Source organism: Komagataeibacter xylinus (genome assembly GCF_009834365.1).
Classification (GTDB): Bacteria; Pseudomonadota; Alphaproteobacteria; order Acetobacterales; family Acetobacteraceae; genus Komagataeibacter; species Komagataeibacter xylinus_D.
Window position 1 is genome coordinate 1,302,501 of sequence record NZ_CP041348.1, and the last position, 24,071, is coordinate 1,326,571.

Here is a 24,071-nt window from a genome sequence, read left to right on the forward strand (position 1 = left end):
GGTGTAGGCGCAGCGAAAGCGAGTCTGAACAGGGCGACGAGTTGCTGGCAGAAGACCCGAAACCGAGTGATCTAGCCATGGCCAGGCTGAAGGTGCGGTAACACGCACTGGAGGGCCGAACCCACGCCTGTTGAAAAAGTCGGGGATGAGCTGTGGCTAGGGGTGAAAGGCCAATCAAACTCGGAAATAGCTGGTTCTCCGCGAAATCTATTGAGGTAGACCGTCGAGTATTACCCCGGGGGGTAGAGCACTGGATGGGCTAGGGGGGCCCAAAGCCTTACCAAACCTAACCAAACTCCGAATACCCGGAAGTATGAGCTCGGCAGACAGACAGTGGGTGCTAAGGTCCATTGTCGAGAGGGAAACAGCCCAGACCACCAGCTAAGGCCCCCAAATCGTGGCTAAGTGGGAAAGGATGTGAGGATTCCAAAACAACCAGGAGGTTGGCTTAGAAGCAGCCATCCTTTAAAGAAAGCGTAATAGCTCACTGGTCTAATAGAAACCTTGCGCCGAAAATGTAACGGGGCTCAAGCCACGTGCCGAAGCTGTGGGTGCATTCTATGAATGCGCGGTAGCGGAGCGTTCCGTAGGTCTGTGAAGGAGACGGGGTGACCCTCTCTGGAGATATCGGAAGTGCGAATGCTGACATGAGTAGCGACAAACAGTGCGAGAAACACTGTCGCCGAAAGTCCAAGGGTTCCTGCGCAAGGTTAATCCGCGCAGGGTGAGCCGGCCCCTAAGGCGAGGGCGAAAGCCGTAGTCGATGGAAACCGGGCAAATATTCCCGGGCCTGCCAGAAGTGACGAATACAATATGTTGTCGGGTCTTATCGGATTGATCCGGCTTTTGGAGTATTCCAGGAAATAGCTCTGGCATATAGACCGTACCCGAAACCGACACAGGTGGACTGGTAGAGAATACCAAGGCGCTTGAGAGAACGATGCTGAAGGAACTAGGCAAATTACTTGCGTAACTTCGGGATAAGCAAGACCCGTCAGTGGGCAACCATCGGCGGGTGGCACAGACCAGGGGGTAGCGACTGTTTAGTAAAAACACAGGGCTGTGCGAAGTCGAGAGACGACGTATACGGCCTGACGCCTGCCCGGTGCCGGAAGGTTAAGAGGAGGTGTGCAAGCACCGAATTGAAGCCCCGGTAAACGGCGGCCGTAACTATAACGGTCCTAAGGTAGCGAAATTCCTTGTCGGGTAAGTTCCGACCTGCACGAATGGCGTAACGACTTCCCCGCTGTCTCCAGCATCGGCTCAGCGAAATTGAATTCCCCGTGAAGATGCGGGGTACCCGCGGTCAGACGGAAAGACCCTATGAACCTTTACTGCAGCTTTGCAGTGGCATCAGAGACATTCTGTGTAGGATAGGTGGGAGGCTTTGAAACCGGGGCGCCAGTTCCGGTGGAGCCATCCTTGAAATACCACCCTGACTGTTTCTGATGTCTAACCGAGGCCTGTTAGCCAGGTCCGGGACCCTGCATGGTGGGCAGTTTGACTGGGGCGGTCGCCTCCCAAAGTGTAACGGAGGCGCGCGATGGTGGGCTCAGGCCGGTCGGAAACCGGCTGTCGAGTGCAATGGCATAAGCCCGCCTGACTGTGAGAGTGACAGCTCGATCAGAGACGAAAGTCGGCCATAGTGATCCGGTGGTCCCGCGTGGAAGGGCCATCGCTCAACGGATAAAAGGTACTCTAGGGATAACAGGCTGATCTCCCCCAAGAGTCCACATCGACGGGGAGGTTTGGCACCTCGATGTCGGCTCATCACATCCTGGGGCTGGAGCAGGTCCCAAGGGTTCGGCTGTTCGCCGATTAAAGTGGTACGTGAGCTGGGTTTAGAACGTCGTGAGACAGTTCGGTCCCTATCTGCCGTGGGTGTTGGAGACTTGAGAGGATTTGTCCCTAGTACGAGAGGACCGGGATGAACATACCTCTGGTGCACCGGTTGTCGCGCCAGCGGCACAGCCGGGTAGCTAAGTGTGGACGGGATAACCGCTGAAAGCATCTAAGCGGGAAACCCACCTCAAAACAAGGTCTCCCCAAGGGCCGTGATAGACCATCACGTCAATAGGCCAGGTGTGGAAGCGCAGTAATGCGTGCAGCTGACTGGTCCTAATCGCCCAATAGGCTCATTCCAAGGCCCCTTAAAAGGGCAACACACATGCACAGCAGTCATCCACTCTCAACACAAAATCATACACACCAACCCATCCACTTCCAGTCCAACCCCATACCGGGGAGACTGGATGACCTGGTGGCCATGGCGGGGAATGATCCACCCGATCCCATCCCGAACTCGGCCGTGAAAACCCCCAGCGCCCATGATACTGTGCCTTAAGGCACGGGAAAGTCGGTCGCCGCCAGGTCTTCCAGTCTCCCCCACAACCGCGGGGTGGAGCAGCCCGGTAGCTCGTCAGGCTCATAACCTGAAGGTCATAGGTTCAAATCCTATCCCCGCAACCATATATAAGTGTCTGAAAAGACAAGAGAAAAGCCACCCTTAAGGGTGGCTTTTTTTGTGTTCAAAAACCACCGCAGGAAACACATAGGAAACAGACGGAAAGGTAATCCGGCGCATTTTTGTCGAAGGTCACAAATGCGTGAAAGTGGGGAGGGGCATCCCGTCGCCTGTTTCAGGGTATGATCCTGCCCTGTCGAGTCAGGACAGTCTCCCCTCTGCTGTCCATAACTGGAGTAGCAGGAAAGCCTCATGGCCGCAGACGAACTCACGGGACTGATCAGATATCTCGGTCAGGATGACTGGCAGGACTGTTTCGCGGAAGTGCTCGGCGATCACATCGGTCCGGCGCTGGAAGCGGGCGACATCACGTTCGAGGATCTGGCGGAGATGATCGGCCCCGACGTCGCCATGACACTGTGGGGCTGTGCCTTCGAGGATTTTCTCGGGCAGGACCGGGACGATGGTCGGAACATCGTTGACGTCTATCTGAAACGCCGGGGCTGGAAGGAAGGGCCGCGCAACAGCGCCTATATGCGTGCGCTCAGGGCTTCGGTCATGAGCCTGTATGAAGTCTCGGACATCAGACCCGGCCAGAGCTTCACGGCGCGTGACCTGCTGCGGGGTGGCGAGCCTGTTCTCGTGCATGAAGGCACCGCCACCCGGACACTCAGACAGTGGGACCGGATTGCAGCGCGCCTTGTACCGTCCAATGGAAAGACCATTCTGGCAGGTGGACTGCTCGCCTGTTCACGGGGCGCCTGTGAGTGAACTGCCCCGGGTTTACCGGAGAGTAAAACTCTCGGAGGATGAACCCTATGGTAGAGAAGAAGAAAACATCGCGTTATTCGCCTGAGTTCCGTGAGCGCGCCGTGCGCCTTCTGGACGAACATCGATCGGATTACCCGAGCATTTCGGCAGCCTGTCGGGAGATTGGTGGCAAGCTTGGCTGTTCGGGAGACAGCCTGCACGACTGGTGGAAGCAGGCGCGGCGAGATGTTGGTGCACAACCGGGACCGACCACAGCCGGGACGGCACGGATCAAGGCATTGGAGCGTGAGGTTCGTGAACTGCGTCAGGCCAATGAGATCCTCAAGAAAGCTTCGGCTTATTTTGCGCAGGCGGAGCTCGACCGCCCGTTTCGCAAATGATCGCGTTTATTGAAGCCTGTCGTACCGATTATGGGGTCGAGCCAATCTGTCGCGTTCTGCCGATTGCCCCTTCCACGTTTTATCATCAGGCGGCCATAGCGAGAGATCCGGCCAGAGCCAGCATACGAGCACAATGTGATAGGGATCTGATGGCGCATATCCGTCGGATCTGGCACGACAACCGTAATGTTTATGGTGCGCGCAAAGTCTTGCACAGCCTGCAGCGCGAAGGACGGAAGGTCGCGCGCTGCACTGTCGAGCGCCTGATGCGGCAGATGGGCCTGAAGGGGGTGATCCGGGGCAGGAAGGTCATCACGACCCGTCCGGATACGGCGCGTCCCTGTCCCGATGACAGGGTCAACCGGCAGTTCCGGGCCGAGGTTCCCAACCAGCTCCGGGTCTCGGACTTCACCTATGTCCAGACCCGGAATGGCATGGTCTATGTGGCGTTTGTCATTGATGTATTCGCCCGCAGGATCGTGGGCTGGAAGGTCTCGACCTCCATGACCACCCAGTTCGTGCTCGATGCCCTTGAACAGGCCATCTGGCAACGAAAGCCTGCAGGAAATAAGGTGCTGATCCATCATTCGGACCGTGGATCACAATATCTGTCGATCCGATATACCGAACGCCTGGCGCTGGCTGGCATCGATGCCTCGGTCGGCACGGTCGGTGACAGTTACGATAATGCACTGGCGGAGACGATCAACGGTTTATACAAGGCCGAAGTTATCCATCATCTGGGGCCATGGAAATCCATGGTGCAGGTCGAATGGGAAACACTCAGATGGGTGGACTGGTATAATAATCGACGCCTATTGGCACCAATTGGCTACAGGCCTCCCGCCGAAGCCGAACGCGCCTTCTATGCAGATCAGAGCAGACTTGATATCGCAGCCTGAGCGCTGAACAAATCGCTCTCCGGTAAACCCGGGGCAGTTCATACAGGCGTAATTTACGGTTTTTCCCTACGGATATCCGGCATCCGACCTTCTGTAGTTGAGTGCCGTCGCTGGTGACGTGCCTCTCCAGACCCTTGTCTGCCGATTTGGGCAGGTACCCTGCCGTCCAGTTGGGAATGCGGCCGCCCAGTATCATGGTCAGCCCGCCAGTTGGTCGGAACCTGGCGGGCCTGCGTTATGCCGGCTGTTCCATGCCGTGCAGTTCCTGGAAACGTTGTGCCGCGTGGGTGAGGCGCCGCATGAGCAATGTGCAGGATGTTGTCGTATGTTCCGACAGGTAGAATGAAACCCCCAGGGCGAGGGAGGCCGATCCCCGCGTGACCGGCACCGGCACCGACATGCCCCCGATATTGGGAATGAACTGTCCGTGCTCCTGGTCAAACCCATCCTGCCGGGCGCGCTGGACGCGCGCCATCGTCTCGCGTGGGCAGTAGGCGTAATGATCACGTAGATATGGCGTGTTGTGGCTCAGGACCTGTTCCTGTTCCGACTCCATGCATCCGGAAAGCAGCATGAGCGAGGCGCTGCCTGCCCCTATGGGTATCCGTCCGCCCACGCCACGGCAGAGGGAGGGTGTCTGGTCACTGCCAAAACAGGCATCGATGCAGATTGCGTCAAAGCCCTGCCGACGGAACAGAAAGAACGCATCCCCCGCCGCTACGGCCAGCGAGGCGATCATGCGTTTCCATTCACGCGTGTGAACTGCGGTGGAATGGGAAAGCCGGACAAACTCCATGCCGGTGCCGACGCGGCGGTAACGGCGTGTTTGTGGTACCTGCTCGATCAGTTTTCCACGCTGGAGCGAGGCGAGGAGGCGATGACATGTTGTCTTGGCAAGGCCGTCGCTGCGGGCAACGATATCGGCCAGGGCAAGGCCCGTTGTTCCTGCATTTTCAACAATTTGCAGCAGGCGCATGGCCTTCTGGATCGTTCCTGAAACATTCTTGTCCAAATTCATGTTCAACTCACTATTCGGAATAGTGGAGAGACTGCCCTTAAATTATGGCGAAAGTTGTTGATCGACCGCAACATTTTTTCCCATCCTGCTCTGACCGGCAGAAAGGGATTTGCTGCCTGGAGGGACATGTTGCTCAAAATGGTCATGACAGCAGGTCGTTCACGCTTTTACGTCCTGGAAACAGGGAAGGGTCCATCGTGCCTTTTCATGATCCATGACCGCCGAAGGAGAGGCGTATGCTCCGTCTTGTAATGCGGCATATTGTCGGCAGCGTGGGGTTGCTGGTGGCGGTTTCCATGACAGGATTCACGCTTCTGCGTCTTGCGCCCGGTGGCCCGCTGGCACAGTTCGCGCTGGCGCCGGGCATGACGCAGGAACGCCTGCGGACAATCGCGCACCAGATGGGCCTGGACCAGCCTTTGTGGCTGCAGTACCTGCGGTGGCTCGGGGCCATTCTTCTGGGCGACTGGGGCCGCTCCTACCGTGACCAGCAACCGGTCACGCATGTCATCGCGACCCATCTGGGGGCAACGACGGAACTCGTGGCCATTGTCATCCTGATCTCCTTCCCTATTGGCGCGGCGCTGGGGCTGTGGGGCGCGCTGACGACGGCCCGGATCGTGGACCGGGTCATTTCAGTTTTCAGCATGGTCTGTTATTCGGCGCCCACTTTCTGGATCGGCCTTGTCCTGATCTATGTTTTCTCAATTCGCTTCGGCCTGCTGCCTGCCGGTGGAATGGTCTCGCCGGGCACATCATCCTTCATGGACCGTGTCCGTCACCTTGTACTCCCAGTATCGGTGCTGGTAACGGTCATGGTGCCGGTCTGGTGCCGCTATATGCGTGCCTTTGCCGAGGATGTGCTGCGACACGACTATATTCGCACGGGCCTGGCCATGGGACTGCCCGCATGGCGTGTCTATGGCCGGCATGTGTTGGGCAACGCCATGCTGCCCATGATTTCGGTGCTGGGCACGCAGGTGCCGGCACTGCTGGGCGGGACGCTGATAACGGAGACGGTGTTCATCTGGCCGGGGATCGGTCGGCTGTTCCTCGACTCCCTGCAGTATCGCGATTACCCGGTCGTGATGGGCATCCTCATGTCCAGCGCGATCTGCGTTATTGTCGCGGCCATCATCGCGGAAACCTGTTACCGGTCCATTGATTCGAGGCTGGCGTTATGATGGTGTCGTTGCGTCGGCCGCGCGGCATCATGGACATGCAGGTATGGTCCCTGCTCAAAAGGGGTGGCCCCGTTACCAATGTCTCGCTGGTGTTCGTTGTGGCCATGGTCCTGGCATGCATGGTCGGGCCGTGGGTGCTGCCGTACAATGCGCGCCATATCGACCTGCAGCATCATTTCCTGCCGCCCTTTTCGGGGGGGCATGTGCTGGGCACGGATGAAATCGGGCGCGACAGCCTGGCCAGGCTGCTCATGGGGGGGCGCGCCTCGCTTGAAGTCGGGCTGACGGCCACCGCCATCAGCGCCACCATCGGCATGTTCGCGGGGATCCTGACGGGCACGGGCATCGGGGGATGGGCGGTCCGGTGGCTGCTGCGGGTCATCGTGAGCCTGACTTTATGCTTCCCCGCGATTTTCCTTCTGCTGACGCTGGCGTCGATCATGGGACCGTCGGTTTCGACGATCATCATCATCATCAGCTTCGTGATCTGGACGGAAACGACACGGGTCGCGGATATCCAGACCCGCACCCTGATGCAGAAGGATTTTGTCGCCGCCGCCATCGGCATGGGGGCGACGCGGTGGCATATCATCATGCGCGAGATTCTGCCCAATGTACTGCCCGTGGTCACGGTGACATCCACGCTGAACCTGGCGCGCGCCATCTTGCTGGAAGCCTATGTCAGCTATCTGGGTTATGGCGTACAGCCGCCGGACCCAAGCTGGGGCAGCCTGCTCAACAACGCGCAGGAATACCTGGTTTCGGATCCGTGGTTGGCGATTCTTCCGGGGCTCGCCATCACCCTGACGGTGACCGCGATCGGTTTCGTGGGGGAAGCGGTGCGCGATGGTCTGGGCCTGAAGAGGGACCAGGCATGACGCGCGATACCGTTCTGGATGTAAGCGGTCTTTCCGTAAGCTTTGGCCGCAATCGTGGCGCGGTCGTACCTCCCGTGGTCGAGGATGTATCCTTCAGCGTCCAGCGCGGCGAGATTGTCTGCCTGGTAGGGGAAAGCAGCTCCGGCAAAAGCGTAACCTCGCTGGCGCTGATGGGGTTGCTGCCCCCTTCCGCACGGGTCAGCGGAGAGATCGTGCTGCATGGCAAGGAGGAGGGCGAGTCTGGGCTCAACCTGCCGCAACTGTCGCGCCGGGCCCGAAACCGCATCCGTGGCCGTCGGATCAGCATGGTCTTTCAGGATCCTATGAGCAGCCTGGACCCGATTTTCAGCATCGGGAACCAATTGGTCGAGGTCCTGCGCTGCCATAATCCCGTCTCGCGCGTGGTGGCCTGGGGGCAGGCGATCGACTATCTGGATGCGGTTGGCATCAACCAGCCCGATGCCTGCATGAACCGCATGCCGCATGAACTCTCCGGTGGCATGCGCCAGCGTGTCATGATCGCCATGGCGCTGGCGGGCAAACCGGAACTCCTGATCGCCGATGAACCCACCACCGCGCTGGATGTGACCGTGCAGGCCCAGGTGCTGGACCTGATCATGCGCCTGCGTGAACAGACCAGCATGAGCGTGATCTTCATCACCCACAACCTTGCCGTCGCATCGCGCATCGCGGACCGGATCATTGTGATGTATGCCGGGCAGATTGTTGAGAATTCGCCAGCCGGCAGCTTTTTCAGCCGGCCCATCATGCCCTACAGCCGCGCCCTGCTTGAGGCGCTGCCCACAGTGGAGATGATCCATCAGGGGCAAAGGCGGCTGAACACCATCGTGGGCAATGTGCCCGGTCTTGCCGAGCGGCCAAGGGGATGTCGTTTTTCGCCACGTTGCGCCCATGCGGACGCCATCAAATGCGAAACTGCCATGCCCGTGCTGCAATCGGTTGATACGGACCATCTGGTGCGATGCAATCGCTGGAAAGAGATCGAGGCATGACGCAGCCCGATACGGTCCTGTCGGTCCGGAACCTCAACAAGGTCTATCAGAACGCCGTCTCATGGGGCAGGCCCGGGAGCAAAAGCCATGTCGTGCGCGATGTGTCCTTTGACATGCGGCAAGGTGAAATCCTTGGCCTAATGGGCGAATCCGGATCGGGCAAGACGACGCTGGGCCGCCTTGTCCTTCAGTTGCTTCCCCTGACATCGGGGCAGGTCATGCTGGAAGGCCGTGAACTGTCGGCCATGACAATGCAGGCCCTGCGCCCATTGCGCGCGCGCATGCAGATGATTTTTCAGGACCCGCTCTTCGCCTTCAACCCGCGACATACGGTCCACCAGATTCTGAGCATGCCGCTACGGCTCCATCCCGAACTGGTGGCGCGCCATGGTCCGGTAAATGGACAGATCAGCCAGATTCTGGCGCAGGTCGGGCTGCCGCAGGACATACTGCATCGCTACCCGCAGGAGTTTTCGGGCGGGCAGAGGCAACGCATCGGGATCGCCCGCGCGCTGATCCTGCGGCCTTCGCTGGTCGTGGCGGATGAAGCGACATCGGCGCTGGATGTCTGCGTGCAGGCGCAGATACTCAACCTGTTGCTGGACCTGCGCGATCAACTGGGCCTGACAATCCTTTTTATCGCCCATGACCTGACGGCCATGGGGCTGGTATGTGACCGGGTGGCGGTCATGCTGCGGGGGCGGATTGTTGAAATCGCCCCGACGGCCGAACTGTTCAGCAGGCCGCGCCATCCCTATACCGCCAGCCTGCTGCAGGCCATTCCCCGTATCGGGAGCCGGGCGGCCACCGCCTCTTCCGCAGTCGTTCCGGCAAGGATCGCAGCGGGACAGGACATGGATCATGGGTGCCCTTTTCGCATGTCATGCCGTTGGGCGGTGGAAGTGTGCGCCCGGACTGACACGACATTGCGACTGTTCGAGGACGGCCACTGGTCGGCCTGTCACCGCGAGGACCTGGAACTTCCAGGAATCTGAGCAGGAATAACAATATAATAGGAGGCTGTTGTCATCATGGGACCAGTAGTGACTTCTATCGAGACGGATCCCGTTCCGCCTGCCCAGGCCGACGTGGTTGTTATTGGCGGCGGCATTGTCGGGGTCAGCACGGCCTATTTCCTGGCCAGGCAGGGCCTGTCGGTTGCTCTGTGCGAAAAGGGATATATCGGCGGCGAACAGTCCAGCCGTAATTGGGGCTGGGTGCGCAAGAACGGCCGTGACTGGCGTGAACTGCCGCTGATGCTGGAAAGCTTCCGTATCTGGAAGGGGTTTGCCGCGGACAATATCGATACCGGCTTCAAGATCTGCGGGGTTCTGTCCGTTGCCCGGTCCGAAGCGGATCAGGCGCGTCATCACCGCTGGGTTGAAGAATCCATGCCATACCAGATCGGTTCGCGCATTATCGACGGGGATGAAATCCGCAAGGTGCTGCCGGGTCTTGCGCGTCCGTTCCGTTCGGCTCTGTACAACCCGACGGATGCACGCGCCGAACCGCAGAAGGCCGCCCCGGCCATTGCAACCGCCGCCCGTAACCTGGGCGCCAAGATCGTAACCAATTGCGCGGTACGCGGGCTGGACCGCCAGGGTGGGCGTATCTGCGCCGTTGTGACGGAGAAAGGGGTTATCAAAACATCATCCGTCGTACTGGCGGGCGGTGCGTGGTCGCGGCTGTTCCTTGGAAATTACGGGGTGACGATTCCACAGCTCAAGGTTCTTTCCTCGGTTGCCCGTACGGCGCCGGTTGAAGGGCTGCCGGAAACATCGGCTTATCTTGGTGATGTCGCGTACCGCAAGCGTGAGGACGGAGGCTACAATATCGCGCCTTCCACGGGGTTGAATGTACCGGTCGTGCCCGACCTGTTGCGGTTCATGGTGAAATATCTGCCTGCGTTCAAGGCGGACCGCAAGACCGTGAAGCCGCGCCTGGACAACCGGTTCCTGACGGAACTGATGACGCCTAGGCACTGGCCGCTGGACATGCCATCCCCTTTCGAGGCCGTGCGGACCCTTGATCCCACGCCTGCGATTAGCAAGGCGCGTGCGGCCGTGGCGACGCTGCAATCCATGTTTCCCAACGCAGGCAAGCTGTATGTGCTGCAGTATTGGGGGGGCATGATCGACGTGATGCCCGATGCGGTTCCCATTATCAGCCCGGTGCCCCAGTTGCCGGGCCTGACCCTTGCCACCGGTTTTTCCGGCCATGGCTTCGGGATCGGGCCGGGGGCCGGGCGGTTGACCGCGGAAATCGCGACCGGCGCAACCCCCGTGGTTGACCCGCATCCGTTCCGTATCGGTCGCTTCACGGATGGTTCACCCATTGTCGTTGATGGCGGATTCTAAGGGTTTTTGGCATCCAGAGAAGCAATTGGAATATCATTCGTGAGTGAGAACCGTAATTTTTCTCCTGGCAGGCGTCGTTTCCTGTGTGGCGGGGCGGCGGCAGCGGCGGCAGTGGTGCTGCCCCGGCCCGCACGGGCTGCGGATGGGCCCGCCGCGGGAAAAAACCAGGTCGTCATCGGCATTTCACAGGAACCCACGGTATTCAATCCGCTTCTGCCGCATATCGAGGTTGATGAAGGGATCTATCTGAACCTGTTCAGCCCCCTATGGTCCATTGACGACAAGGCCCGGCTTTGCCCGGAACTGGCTCGTGTGGTGCCGACGCAGGAAAACGGGCTGGTATCCGAAGATGGTCTGGTCTGGACCATTCCCCTGCGTGAGAACGTGCGGTGGCACGACGGGCGACCTTTTTCCGCCAATGATGTCATGTTTACCCTTGCGTTGCTGAAATACACGGAATTCCCTGCATTCAGCCGGCAGGGATATGAATACATGGAGCGTGTGGAGCAGACTGGCCCGTTTGAAATTCGCTGGCATATGAACAAGCCGTTTGCCCCGCTTCATTCCATTGTCGCCAATACTTTCATTGTACCGCGTCACAAATTTGAATCAGTTGAAAAATGGTCCGAAAGCCATTTTGCCGAACATCCGGTGGGAACCGGCCCCTTCCAGTGGGAGCAGCGGCTATCGGGGGAAAAGATCGTAATGAAGGCGAATCCCCTGTTTTATGGAGTACGGCCCGCACTCGATTACGTCACGTTTTCCTATATCCCTGACCTGACGGTCATGTTTACCCAGTTTCAGGTCGGAGCGATCGACTATATCGGCATGCAGGGAATCCCGCCCAACCGTTATCATGAGGCCCTGCAGATCCCCGGGCGGCAGATCATCGCCATTCCACAGGCTTTTCTCGAAGGATTTATTTTCAATACGGGGCGGCCGCAGTTCCAGGAACAGGCCGTGCGCAACGCCATATACATGGCTCTTGATAAGGAAAGTGTGCGTAAATACCTGTATCAGGACATTCTGGAATCCACGGAATCCTATCTGCCGCGACAATCTCCATATTTTAACCCCGATCTGCCCCCACATGTGTTTGATCCGGCACAGGCCCGGCATATCCTGGCGGATGCGGGTTGGAAAAAGGGGCGCGATGGCATCCTGCAAAAAGAGGGGGTGCGGCTGGAATTCACTAATTCCACGACATCGGGCAACCAGTTGCGTGAGCAGACGCAGGAAGTATTTCAGGAAAACCTGGCGGATATTGGCATGCGGATGCACATCCGCAACATGCCGCCTGCTGTCATGTGGGGAGAATACTGGATCATGTCTGAATTTGATACGGCCCTGTCCTCCGTTGATTACATGCTAGGAGCCGATCCCGCATGTGGATCGTATTTCGACAGCAGAAATATTCCAGCCCACCACGGTGCGGGCCAGAACATATTTGAATATGAAAACCGGGAGGTGGACCACCTTCTGCATATGGGGAACATGACCCTGGATACAACAAAAAGGAAAGAAATATACGATCAGGTACAGGAGGCATTACGTCGGGAACTGCCCGTGGCGCCCCTGTTCCAGGTTGTTTCGATAGAGGGGAAGAAAACCAGCCTGTCCGGTTGTCGGCCCAATATCAATGTCCGTTCCACATGCTGGAATGTTCATGAATGGCAGTGGATGTAATTGGTATTTTCAACATCAATATTTAATGGAAAGGTCGATGGACATGAAAATTTCATACGCCCCATATAACGAACATGACTGCAGCATGACATGACAATAAAGCAGGGCGAAACGGAAATGAAAACAGGCCGTGTGGTGATGATTTCCGGTGCCAATCGTGGAATCGGCGCGGCATTGTCGGCGCGGTTGCAAGCGGATGGATGGTCCGTCAGTGCGGGCGTGCGTAATCCGGATGTGCTGCAACTCGGGGCGCCACACCTTGTGTGTCCGTTTGACGCGAACCGCCCTGAATCAGAACAGGAATGGACTGAAAAGACCTATGCACATTACGGACGTATTGATGCAGTGATCGCCAATGCCGGGATCATGACACAGGGGTCGTTTCTGGATGTAGGGGACGCGGCGCTGGAGCATATGTTCCAGATCAATGTGCTCTCACCCGTCAGGCTTGTGCGGGCGGCCTGGCCGCATCTGGTCAGCAGCGGGGCAGGGCGTGTCGTCATTGTATCATCCTTATCGGGAAAGCGCGTAAAATCAGCACGATCAAGTGCTTATGCCATGACGAAGCACGCGGTGGTTGCGCTGTCGCACGGAATTAAACGGGTGGGGTGGGCTGATGGCGTGCGCTCGACGGTGGTTTGCCCCGGTTTTGTCGCAACGGATATGGCGCGTGGCATAACAGGCCGTGATGAAAACAGCATGACGCAGGCAGATGACATTGCGATGCTGGTCAGTTCCGTACTGGATATGCCCAATACAGCCAATATCGCTGAACTTTGCATCAGTTGTCAGGAAGAGGATCTTTACTGATGAAAAGAAGTCATGCGTTGTCGCATAAAGAACTTTTAAACCGGGAGCGGGCCTGTTTTACCCGAAAGCAAGCCTTGCGTCCAACCTGCCGGGAGAGATGCAAATGAGCAGTAACCAGCCCTATATCCGGCTCAATGATAATACGATGATGCCGCAGTTTGGTCTTGGTGTATGGAAAACGCCCGCGGCAGAAACGGACAGTATTGTGCGGCACGCGGTGGCGGCCGGATACCTTGCCGTGGATACTGCTGCGATTTACAGAAACGAGGAAGGTGTGGGCGCCGCACTGGCGGAGCATCCCGACATTCATCTCACGACAAAGGTGTGGAATGATGATCAGGGGTACGACACGACCTTACATGCGTTTGATACAAGCATGCAGAAGTTACGGCGTGAGACCCTTGATCTTTATTTGATCCATTGGCCCAGACCTACTGAAGGCAAATTTGTCGATACCTGGAAAGCCCTGGTCAAACTGCGCAGAGACGGGCGGGTTCGTTCGATTGGCGTGTCGAATTTCCGTGCGGAGGATATCGACCGGATCACGGAGGCGACGGGAGTAGCGCCAAGCGTTAACCAGATTGAACTCCATCCACGTTTTCAGCAGCATGCACTGCGCGCCTATAACGAGAAACATGATATCAGGACCGAATCCTGGAGTCCGCTAGGTCAGGGAAAGATCCTGGAAGAACCGGTCATTACAGCCATCGCCCGCAAGCACGGCAAGACGCCAGCGCAGGTCATTATCCGCTGGCATCTTGATAATGGACTGATCGTCATCCCCAAATCGGCCATGCCGAAACGGATTGATGAGAATATAGCGGTATTTGACTTTCATCTGGATGCACCAGACCTGAAGCAGATCGCTGGACTGGATTGCGCTGATGGTCGTATCGGCCCCGACCCTTCAATATTTTGATATTGGACCGATATTCACGATTATGAGCAATTCCGCAATTAAAATAGGGATATATAGTTGTAATTCCATGTGATTTTTATTTCGGATAGCTATGAACCGTTTTGTTTGAAAGGCATCAGTCATGTTTGTGCAACTTGTTTGCGAACCTGGTCTGGGGCATTTTTTCATTTCATTGTAACAACTGTTGCATGAAGCACACGATGGGGAAGTAATATTAAAAATAATAAATTTTTACTTGAGGGAAACAACCGTGCCGGGACATAATATTTATACGTCCGGCAAGCATGTAACAGCCTGAACATAAAGGTGGCCATGCGGCGATTGGTGAGGGGAAGGGCGTCATGTCTGGTCCGGTGTCGTGTCGGAAGGTCGTCAGTTCTACGGGTTCTGTCATAGCCATACGTTATGGAATGAGCATGAAATATTATTGGACATCGTTCTTTTACTGAAATAATGTTAATTATGAATAAATGGACGAAGTAAGTGAACCTGAAGGTTATAAAAATAACTTGAGGTAAGCCGAAGTCGTGTAAATAATGTTACGTTAAGATAACAAATTATGCAGGGTGGACGGACAGCGGCGTCATGCTGTTCGGGTGTTTCGTGGATAACAGTGTGGGGTTCGGTCGGAAAGAGACAGGATATCATGATGAAGTCCGAAATTATGAAACCCGGAACGTGTCATATCAAGCACGGACTGGAATTTGCCACCTCTGTCATGGAGCTGGCGTGTGTCTCTCGGGGATCTTCCTGAAAAATGAGTTTTTAACCTCTAGAAGTCATGGACCATAATCAGGTTGAGTGGAAGGCAGGACTTTAATAGGTGGGTGTAGGCATTCCATGCCGACCTGTCTGGGGCGGGCTGGCTGTCTTTATATTGTCCTGATGATCTTCAGATAGTTGATCGGCATGCTTTTTCATTGACGTGCCTGATCTGGCACATATCAGCTTATGCTAATGTGTGAAGTCATCCCTATCAGCCTTTTTATTGTCATGCTGTAAGTCGGAGTTGATAATGCACGGTCATTTTTCTTCGCGTAGGACCATTATTTCGCTGGCCTCGATAACGGCATGCATGATCTGGCAGGGAGTTGCCCATGCTGACGATACCATACCGGCAACAGGGCAGGGCACGAGGGCAAAGTCGTCCCAGGCTTCGGGCCAGCGGACAGGGGTGGGCAGGTCACAGTCCGCTCGTACCACGCTGCATACATCAAGCAACCTCGCATCGGGGCGGCAGGCTTCGGGCGCAAAAGGGCGTACGAATGGTGTTGAGGCGGATGGCGCAGGTGAGGCGATCATTGTTACGGGCACGCATGCCAGTAACAGGCGCGCCTATGATTCCGTCAGCCCGATTTCGGTGATTTCAGCGGCTGCCCTGCAACATACGGGCCAGGTCAATCTGGCGGATGCCCTTGTCAGGATGGATCCGTCCATCACGGCAGAGCAGGTGGGCAAGGGGGGGGCAAGCCTTGTTTCATCAATCCGTATGCGCGGGCTCAGCCCTAACGAAGTTCTTGTGCTGGTTGACGGCAAGCGTCGGCACAATTCGGCAACCATCAGCATTTCCACGGGCACGGAAAAAGGGTCGAGTGGCGTTGACCTGAACATGATTCCGGCCAGCGCGATCGATCACATCGAGATCCTGCGTGATGGCGCGGCTGCGATGTACGGCTCGGACGCTATTGCTGGCGTGGTCAACATTGTTCTCAAGAAACGGGTAACGGGTTTTCAGGGCAGTGTACAGACAGGCGCCAATGCCTATAATGGTGATGGCTGGCAGACGCAGGTCAACCTTGGCGGTGGTATCACGTTTGGCGGTAGTGGCTATTTCCGTATCGATGGCCAGTACATGCATACTGATCACATGGAGCCACGTACTTATGATGTAGGTTCAACGAAGTATAATTTCCCCTCTGATATCAATCATATCAATAGTACGCCTGAAGAAACGCGCGGAAGCATTGGCATATCATTCGGTGGGGACCTGGCAACGAATGTACATGGATATGGCAGTGTGACATATGCCCATCGCCATGATGAGCAGTTCCAGAACTATCGTTATCCGAATTCCCTGCCGGCATTATACCCCAATGGGTATTCCCCGATTGAAACCAACGATGAAAATGACTTCAATGCCAGTCTTGGCATAAAGGTTGATGACCTTCTGGGCTTCAACTGGGATTTCAGTACAACTTATGGCGAGGATATCAGCCGGATCGATACGATCAATACCGCCAACATCGATCTGTATGAGCTGACGGGTTCCACACCCACTCATATGAACGATACACAATATAGTTTCTCCCAATGGACGAACAACATCGACCTGCGCCGTAACTTCAAGATCGGCAATGTCGTGCCCATGACGCTGGCCATGGGTGCCGAGCAGCGGCTGGACATGTACCAGCTCTGGGCAGGTGAACCGGCATCCTATGAAACTGGTGGCGCCCAGGGGTATTCCGGCCTGATGCCCTCAAACGCTGGCAAATGGGATCGCGATATCTGGGCAGCCTATATTGATGGCGACTTCCATCTCACACCCAAATGGGAACTCGATTTCGCGGGTCGCTTCGAACACTACACGGATGGAACGGGCAATAACGAAACGGGCAAGGTCTCCACACGATACAACTTCAACAGGCGGATCGCGATCCGTGGCACGATCAGTAACGGTTTCGAAGCCCCCACCCTTCTGCAGGAGCATTTCAGTTCCACCAATGTCGGGCCGACCAGCGCGACCGGCCTGCTGTCACCCACCAGCGCGGGTGGTGAATATCTTGGTGGCCAGCATCTGAAGGCCGAACGCTCGACCAGTGTTGAAGGCGGTGTCATTCTCGAGCCAATCGACCGCTTCCATATTTCCGCCGATGTTTACCAGATCGATATCCGTGACCGTATCTATGTGGGCAGTTCCACCTATGGCGAAGATGCTGTTAAGGCGATCGGCCTGAGTGGCGCCTCCCTGGCAAGCACCGTGCTGGCCAGCAATGTCAGCGCGGTCACATTTGCCAATGTAGGCACAACCAGAACCCAGGGCCTTGATATCCGTGCGGATTATGTCTGGCGCTCGCCACGGTTCGGCACATTCAGGCCCCTGCTCGCGCTCAGTCTGAACCGCACACGGCTGCGCCACAATAATACGGATCAGAACGGCAACCCGTACCTGAACCAGCAGACAACCTCTTTCCTGACCACGGCGTCACCGCGCAGCAAGATCATCCTGGAACTGAACTGGAATCTGGGCAAATGGGATGCAACCGTTCGTCAGACCCGCTATGGCCAGACAACCACCATGATGACATACGAGGATCAGGCCGTGGGCACCTGTAACGGACAGGCGCTGTCGTTCTCCAACTCGTGCTGGCTGCAGTTCCATAATACGCCTGCATGGCTGACCGATCTCGAAATCGGATACCGTCCGACCGAAATGATCCATGTGGCGGTTGGCGCGAACGATATCTTCAATGTGCGTCCGCGCAAGGTTCCCCTCAGCGTCAATTACCGTGGCGCAAGTCCGTATGACCTCAATTCCTCGGGAATTTCATATACGGGCGGATATTACTACGCGCGTGTCGATGTGAAAATGTAACCCTTCCCCTCTGGCATTTTTGTGGAATAATATCGTTATTGTATCGGAACATATCGGGAGAGGCGTACACGATGCTTCCCGGACGGGGCGGGGATATCAGGCACAGATCCCGTGCAACACCCCAACCTGGCGCGGTAGGACAATCCTGCTGCGCCAGCGTGCGCCGGGCATGCCCCTCCTTCTATTTTTGATTTTCCAGGGAGATCCGACGTGTATTTTAAGATGGCGGCGCTTTTCCTGACCATCGGGGGCTGGCAGTCTGCTTCCCCTGCGGGTTTTTGGGCAGCCCTTCATGCAGGTCAGTCAATACCGCCGGGATGACAATATGATTCGTGCTCGACATTATCCGTCTAAAATCGTGCCTTCCCTTGTTTTGTGCTCTGCGTTTGTGTTTGGCACGCTGGCCGGGCTTTCATCCGGGCGGGCGGAAAGCGCTCCGTCGCCGTCGCTATTGCAGGTCAAGGCCGATGACCACACCGGAAAAGTGCTTGTTACCCTTCCCCCGCCTGATGGTGATGGCGTCTATGGCCGCTATCTCTATGCCAGCGCGTTACGTACCGGGCTCGGCTCGGCAAAGATCAGGCTGGATCATGGGATGCTGGGGCCAACCCAGATCATGGCCTTCCGGAAAATCGGCTCCCATGTTGCCGTTGTCTTTGAAAACCCGAAATTCACTTCTCAGGGTGATGAACAGATCACCAGCGGCGTGAGGCGCAGTTTCGCGTTCAGTGTCATCAGCATGCTTGATATCGTGGGTACCGATCCTTCGGGGCGGGTTGTGGTCGATCTGACCCCTTTCTTCATGCATGATTCAATCGCCATCGCGGAAAACCTCAATGGTGGCGGAATGAAACTGCCGGATACCGGGGATGCAGGCGCGAAAGGCTTCAGGCAGGTGGCCGCCCTGAGCGCGGTTGAAATACCCAGCCTCAAGGTGTTTCCTGAAAACATTGAGGTGGAAGCCGTTCAGACATTTGCTTCTGATACACCTGGCAGGGAAGTCACGCAGATTACTCCTGACCCGCACCAGGTCAGTTTCATCGTGCACCATTCGATCGTCAAGCTGCCAGATCCCGGCTACGTACCCCGAAAATTCGATATTCGTTCAGGGAGCCACGCCACCGGCATATATGATTTTGGCACGGCGCTGGGGCAGGATGTTCTCGTACAGTATGCCAATCGCTTTCGCCTGATCAAGACCGACCCGTCAGCCGCGCGTTCGCATGTCGTCAAACCGATCATCTACTATATCGACAACGCCGCGCCTGAACCGGTGCGTCGCGCCCTTGCCGAAGGGGTCGCATGGTGGAACCAGGCCTTTGAGGCCGCAGGTTATATCGATGCGTTCCAGGTCAGGATCCTGCCACCCGATGCCGACCCGCAGGACATACGCTACAATATCGTCAACTGGAATGAACGTCAGACCAGAAGCTATTCCTACGGTATCGGTGTTATTGATCCGCGTACCGGCGAAGTCATCCGTGGCAATGTGGTGCTGGAAGGCCTGCGCCTAAGGCAGGACATTATTATTTTTGAGGTACTGGCCGGTACTGCAGCCGAGAATACGGGCGGCCCGAATGATCCGGTCCGCATTTCGCTTGACCGTATCCGGCAACTGGCGGTGCATGAAGTCGGGCACACGCTGGGTTTGGTCCATAATTTTTATGGCAGCGTGCAGGACCGTAGTTCCGTCATGGATTATCCGGGCCCACGCATCAACATCCATAATGGCGGCCTCGATTTTTCTGATGCCTATGCAAAAAATGTTGGTCCGTGGGACAAATACGCGATCGACTGGCTTTATGGTGAACCCGGACCCGGGGTGAACCCCGATAAGGATGCGGCGCGCAAGGCACGGGAGATCGAAGCCCGTGGGTTGCGTTTCGGAACGGATATTGACGGGCGAGATGCTGATTCCGCCATGGCCGGTAACAGCATGTGGACCGACGGGGGGGATACACCCGACGATCTTCGCCGCATGCTGCAGGTCCGTGAAATCGCCCTTTCGCATTTCGGCCCCGGCGTCCTGCATCCCGGTGACCGCCTTTCCGATCTGCGTCGCAAATTCGTTCCGCTGTGGCTGGTGCATCGCTACGAAGTGGAAGCCGTGGGCAAACTGGTGGGGGGGCTGGATTATCGGTATGCCGTTGCAGGTGGCGGAAGTCCGACACCGGTGTCGGTTGATGGTACAACGCAGAAAGCTGCAATCGATGCCATGCTGGAGACACTTTCCGCCCGAGTCCTGACCGTACCAGCCAGCCTCACGCTCCAGCTTTCATCGGGTGTCAATGGAAACGCCGACCCACAATACGATACGGAGATATTCCGCACCGCGGGCGTCTCCACATTCGATCCGCTGAACGCGGCGGATGTGGCGGCCGAGATTACGCTGGATTCCCTGCTTGGGCCGGACCGGCTGGAGCGTCTGCATATCCAGCACGGCCGTGACGCCGCGCTGCCCGGGCTTGATGACCTGCTTGGCCAGATGTTGACCCGGATTATCGAAAAGCATGGCAGTGCGGTGGAACGGCGCGTGGCTTATCGCACCCTGCTAAGCATGGCCCAGGCCCGCGATAACCCGAAAACCTCACCAGACGTGGCGCTTGCCCTTGCGGGAACCCTGAAAGCGGCCGGTAACCATCTGGCCACCGTGCATGGCAATGAAGAAGAAACACGGTGGAGCCGTGATGCCAGCGCGCTTCTTATGGATCCATCCCGACTTGACAGGGAAGCCGCCAGGATGGCGCGTCCCGCCCCCACGATTCCGCCTGGCACACCAATGGGAGAGGATGAGGAAGACTGGCTTTCGGGCGCCAGCCTCCTGTGATGGATCAGGAGTCCGAAACGCGTCCTGTCTGCACTCGTGTGCCTGAAAAACAGGGTGGGTAAAATAATGGAGTGTATGATGAAACGGGCAGGCGGCTTTTTTATCCTTGGTATGTTGATCTGCGGGGGCGTTACACCGGCTGCGGCTGGAACTATCGCCATCGTGGGGGGCATGGTTTTTGACGGCACGGGCGCAGCGGCGCGGCGCGGCACCATTCTCATACAGGATGACCGGATTACCGCTGTCGGCAGGGATGTGACCGTTCCGGCTGATGCACGCGTCATTGACGTGCATGGCATGGCCGTAACCCCCGGCCTTTATGATCTGCATACGCATTGGGGGCTGGAGGGGACGCCAGCCGATGTCCCGTCCATCGCGCATGCCTATCTTGTTTCTGGTGTCACAACGGTCAATGATTTCAATGAGGAGACGGAAGCCTTTGCACCGTTGCGCACCTGGCTGGTCCGGATGCCTGCGCCGCATGTCAATTTTGCCGCCCGTATCAGCACGCCCGGTGGGCATGGTGCCGACTGGTCGGACCAGGATACGACAAGATGGGCCAGTACAGCCGCAAGCGGCAAGGCCGCCATTGACAGCGTCGTGGCGTATCATCCTGACCTGATCAAGATTTTTACCGATGGGTGGCGCTACGGTCGCATGCCGGATGACACCAGCATGAACGAGCAGACCCTGGCCGCCGCCGTTGCCCAAGCCCATGCCGACCATCTGAAGGTCATGACCCATACCGTGACTGTCGAACGGGGACTTCTTGCAGCGCGGGCGAAGGTCGACTCTCTTGCCCATAGCATGCAGGACCGTGTACTCACATCGGCCGATATAGCCACAATCAGGGCGAGCGGTATGGGGGATATAGCCACACTGGCCGTATATGACCCGGATAAATGGCGCAGGGTGCCTGAACATAAGGTGGCTCCCAACACCAGGCTTTTTGATAACGCCCTGAAGAATGTCAGGAAGCTGTATAAAGCCGGCGTGCCGATCGGGGTCGGTACCGATGCGGGCATGCCCGCCACGCCTCATGGGGAATCCACCCTTCATGAGCTGGAACTGCTGGTTCGCGCTGGCCTTACACCTGCCCAGGCCCTGGTGGCGGCAACCCGCGTCAGTGCGACCCTGCAGGGGCAGCAAACGGACCGTGGCACCATTGCCCCGGGCATGCGCGCCGATATTACCGTGTTCGACGGGCGCCCGTGGAAACATATTGCTGACATTCACCACGTCGCCATGACCATGGTGGATGGTCGACCGCTCATCGGGCTTGGCGCTCTGCCTGATCAGGCCTCGGGCACGGGCTGGCCCGCGCCTGTGCCCGCTGGCAGGCTCATTGATGATTTCGAGCGTGCTGATGGTCGTTCCTCGCTGAACACGCTGCGTAGGGACACCATGGACTGGGGGCAGGATCGAACGGAAGAAGTATCAGGAACCATGACCCGTGAGACGGGCAGGGGAAAAATCCTGTTCATGGCGGCACGCATGGCGGACAAGAAAGACGCATATGCCGGTGTTGCCGTGCCGCTCTCCACCGGGTCTGTCCTGCCTGTTGATGTCACGGCGTATAAGGGGATTACGCTGGAAATTCGTGGCGCGGCGTGTCCCAGCCGCCTTACGGTCACGGGTACTGTCGGCGCAACGTGGAGCGCTCCGGTCAACATGACGCAGGGCTGGCAGACAATCCACGTACCCTTCAGCGCTCTTCAGGTCGTTGACCCGAAGGTGGGGCGGGCGTGGAACGGGCGGGATGTGACGGAAGTCGAGATAGGCCAGAGTTGCCCGGCGGAACACAAAAGCTGGCTGCAGGCAGATAATCTTGCTTTCTACTCCGGTGGCACCAGCCACTAGGAAGCTGTTTGAACTGCCTGCCCACCAAGTTGGCCTGCAAACCATGAAAGTTTTGGTGAAGCTTTTTCCAAGGAACATCAGAAGACGCGGGACCCGGAAACTTTCATTTTCCATCAATGATCTGTCCTTAAAACAATCGCTAATCACACATCGGTGCTTTAGGGGCTGGTCTGGGGATGGGTGTATCCTGGTCCTGGCTGTAGCCTAGGGAATTTCGATCGCCAGTCCAGCCCTGCATGCGATGCGGGCATGTCTTGGGTGAGCAGGATCGAACTTTCCTACAAGGGCTGTCGGGCACATTGTAAACGGGAGAGGCGGACGGAAATTTCAGAAGTGACAAAGAGACCTTATGGTGAGAGCCTGATTTCCGCCCCAGCGCTCTGGAAATGAAGGACGATCCATGCTGCCGCAACGATTGCACCAGTTACGTGCGTTTCTTGCCGTGTATCAGGCCGGGTCGGTCACGCTCGCGGCCGAAATGCTGCATCTTTCCCAGCCAGCGGTCACCAAACTGGTGCATGCGCTGGAGGCCCAGGTGGGTATCGTCCTGTTTGACCGTTCGCGTCGCAGGCTGGCCCCGACACGTGAGGCGGTCGTCCTGCGCAATGAGCTCGATACCCTGTTTTCCACGCTTGACCGTACGGACAGTCTGCTCACCGCATTAAGGAATGGTCTGGACGGGCGCCTTCATATTGCCGCCGTGCCGGCGGTTGGTAACTTTCTCATTCCCGGGCCGCTATCAGTTCACCTTGCACAACGGCCATCACAGGCGTCCGTTACGGTAACAAGTTCGGTGGAAGTGAATTCACTGGTGCAATCGGGGGCCGCGGATATCGGTTTCTGTCTGCCTGTCAATGCGGGTGACATGGTCAATGTCCGGCATATCATCACATTGCCTTCCTTTGTTGCCCTGCCGCGGGCGCATCGTCTTTCACGAAGCCGGTGCGTGGACATCGCCCAACTGGAGGGGGATCCTTTCGTGACAGTCAATCAGAATTATGGTTTTGGCAATCCGCTGGTTGATTTTTTCCGTACACATGGTTTCCATCATGCCCCCAGAGTGGAAACGCAAAGTAATGCGGTCGCATGCGGCCTGGTTGAAGCGGGTGTCGGTTTTGCCATTGTCGATGCGCCAACGGCCTATAGTTACCGGAAGCGGGTTTGCGTATTGCCCATGACCCAGGAGATCAGTTTTCCGATCCGTGTGATCTATCCCCCTTCGGTCGAGCGGTCTTCCCTCGATCGTTTTATCCCGCTGGTGGAAAAGGAACTGGCAAGAATGACTTCCAAAATACTGGAAGAGTCAATCGATCGTGAAGACCCTGTTTGAAACGGGATATTGATAAAAAACGACAACAGTTTCCGGGCGCCGCCTTTTTCCCAAAAGGCGGCGTTTTTTTCGAGGCGTCC

At 57.1% G+C, this 24,071-nt stretch carries 14 protein-coding genes, 1 tRNA gene, 2 rRNA genes, 1 pseudogene and 1 other annotated feature (1 of these 19 only partly in view); of the genes and pseudogenes, 17 read left to right on the forward strand and 1 reads right to left on the reverse strand.

What is annotated here, in order from left to right:
• From FMA36_RS06185 to FMA36_RS06205, 5 genes and pseudogenes are all read left to right on the forward strand, one after another.
• Positions 1-2,142 (forward strand): 23S ribosomal RNA (locus FMA36_RS06185) (it extends 597 nt beyond the left edge of the window).
• A 114-nt stretch (positions 2,143-2,256) separates the two neighbouring features.
• Positions 2,257-2,372: ribosomal RNA gene (gene rrf / locus FMA36_RS06190) — 5S ribosomal RNA — on the forward strand.
• Between the two features lie 20 nt (positions 2,373-2,392).
• Positions 2,393-2,469 (forward strand) — tRNA-Met (locus FMA36_RS06195).
• 247 nt (positions 2,470-2,716) lie between these two features.
• A pseudogene (locus tag FMA36_RS06200) lies at positions 2,717-3,232 on the forward strand (DUF7986 domain-containing protein); the annotation flags it as partial.
• A 50-nt stretch (positions 3,233-3,282) separates the two neighbouring features.
• Positions 3,283-4,517 (forward strand): IS3 family transposase gene (locus FMA36_RS06205; RefSeq protein ID WP_159261584.1). Its coding sequence is split into 2 segments (ribosomal slippage): positions 3,283-3,577 and positions 3,577-4,517, totalling 1,236 coding nucleotides; the frame shifts between segments, so codons are not numbered across the junction.
• Positions 3,570-3,686: a sequence feature (AL1L pseudoknot), on the forward strand. Its footprint overlaps the gene before it by 117 nt.
• A 235-nt stretch (positions 4,518-4,752) precedes the next feature.
• Here the strand turns inward: FMA36_RS06205 and FMA36_RS06210 are convergent.
• The gene (locus tag FMA36_RS06210) at positions 4,753-5,535 is read right to left on the reverse strand and encodes an IclR family transcriptional regulator (RefSeq protein ID WP_159261586.1); all 783 of its coding nucleotides are present in this window, start codon (positions 5,533-5,535) and stop codon (positions 4,753-4,755) included.
• A gap of 236 nt (positions 5,536-5,771) precedes the next feature.
• Between FMA36_RS06210 and FMA36_RS06215 the strand changes: the two genes are divergently transcribed.
• The 12 genes from FMA36_RS06215 (at position 5,772) to FMA36_RS06270 (ending at position 23,991) form a co-directional block, all read left to right on the forward strand.
• A complete protein-coding gene (locus tag FMA36_RS06215; protein ID WP_159261588.1) occupies positions 5,772-6,719 on the forward strand; it encodes an ABC transporter permease in 948 nt (315 codons plus the stop codon).
• The gene (locus FMA36_RS06220; RefSeq protein WP_159261589.1) at positions 6,716-7,597 is read left to right on the forward strand and encodes an ABC transporter permease; all 882 of its coding nucleotides are present in this window, start codon (positions 6,716-6,718) and stop codon (positions 7,595-7,597) included. The genes FMA36_RS06215 and FMA36_RS06220 overlap by 4 nt, the downstream gene beginning before the upstream one ends.
• Positions 7,594-8,610 (forward strand): ABC transporter ATP-binding protein, encoded by a 1,017-nt coding sequence (locus tag FMA36_RS06225; protein WP_159261591.1) that lies wholly within the window; start codon positions 7,594-7,596, stop codon positions 8,608-8,610. Before FMA36_RS06220 ends, FMA36_RS06225 begins: the two co-directional genes overlap by 4 nt.
• A complete protein-coding gene (locus FMA36_RS06230) occupies positions 8,607-9,605 on the forward strand; it encodes an oligopeptide/dipeptide ABC transporter ATP-binding protein (protein WP_159261593.1) in 999 nt (332 codons plus the stop codon). The genes FMA36_RS06225 and FMA36_RS06230 overlap by 4 nt, the downstream gene beginning before the upstream one ends.
• A gap of 36 nt (positions 9,606-9,641) precedes the next feature.
• Complete coding sequence (locus FMA36_RS06235; RefSeq protein ID WP_159261595.1) at positions 9,642-10,967, forward strand: NAD(P)/FAD-dependent oxidoreductase; 1,326 nt, start codon at positions 9,642-9,644, stop codon at positions 10,965-10,967.
• Positions 10,968-11,006: 39 nt separating this feature from the next.
• Positions 11,007-12,653: a peptide ABC transporter substrate-binding protein gene (locus FMA36_RS06240; RefSeq protein WP_159261597.1), complete on the forward strand. Its 1,647-nt coding sequence runs from the start codon at positions 11,007-11,009 to the stop codon at positions 12,651-12,653.
• A 90-nt stretch (positions 12,654-12,743) separates the two neighbouring features.
• Entirely contained in the window at positions 12,744-13,463 is a 720-nt protein-coding gene (locus tag FMA36_RS06245) for an SDR family NAD(P)-dependent oxidoreductase (RefSeq protein ID WP_240906495.1), read from the forward strand.
• Between the two features lie 103 nt (positions 13,464-13,566).
• Positions 13,567-14,382 carry an aldo/keto reductase gene (locus tag FMA36_RS06250; RefSeq protein WP_159261599.1) on the forward strand — a complete coding sequence of 272 codons (816 nt, stop codon included), beginning with the start codon at positions 13,567-13,569 and terminating at the stop codon, positions 14,380-14,382.
• 1,075 nt (positions 14,383-15,457) lie between these two features.
• On the forward strand, positions 15,458-17,974 hold the full coding sequence (locus FMA36_RS06255; RefSeq protein WP_206065197.1) for a TonB-dependent receptor plug domain-containing protein: 2,517 nt from the start codon (positions 15,458-15,460) through the stop codon (positions 17,972-17,974).
• A gap of 358 nt (positions 17,975-18,332) precedes the next feature.
• Positions 18,333-20,801 carry a zinc-dependent metalloprotease gene (locus tag FMA36_RS06260; protein ID WP_206065199.1) on the forward strand — a complete coding sequence of 823 codons (2,469 nt, stop codon included), beginning with the start codon at positions 18,333-18,335 and terminating at the stop codon, positions 20,799-20,801.
• 75 nt (positions 20,802-20,876) lie between these two features.
• Positions 20,877-22,661: an amidohydrolase family protein gene (locus FMA36_RS06265; protein ID WP_159261605.1), complete on the forward strand. Its 1,785-nt coding sequence runs from the start codon at positions 20,877-20,879 to the stop codon at positions 22,659-22,661.
• A 400-nt stretch (positions 22,662-23,061) separates the two neighbouring features.
• Complete coding sequence (locus FMA36_RS06270) at positions 23,062-23,991, forward strand: LysR family transcriptional regulator (protein ID WP_159261607.1); 930 nt, start codon at positions 23,062-23,064, stop codon at positions 23,989-23,991.
• The last annotated feature ends 80 nt before the right edge of the window (positions 23,992-24,071 follow it).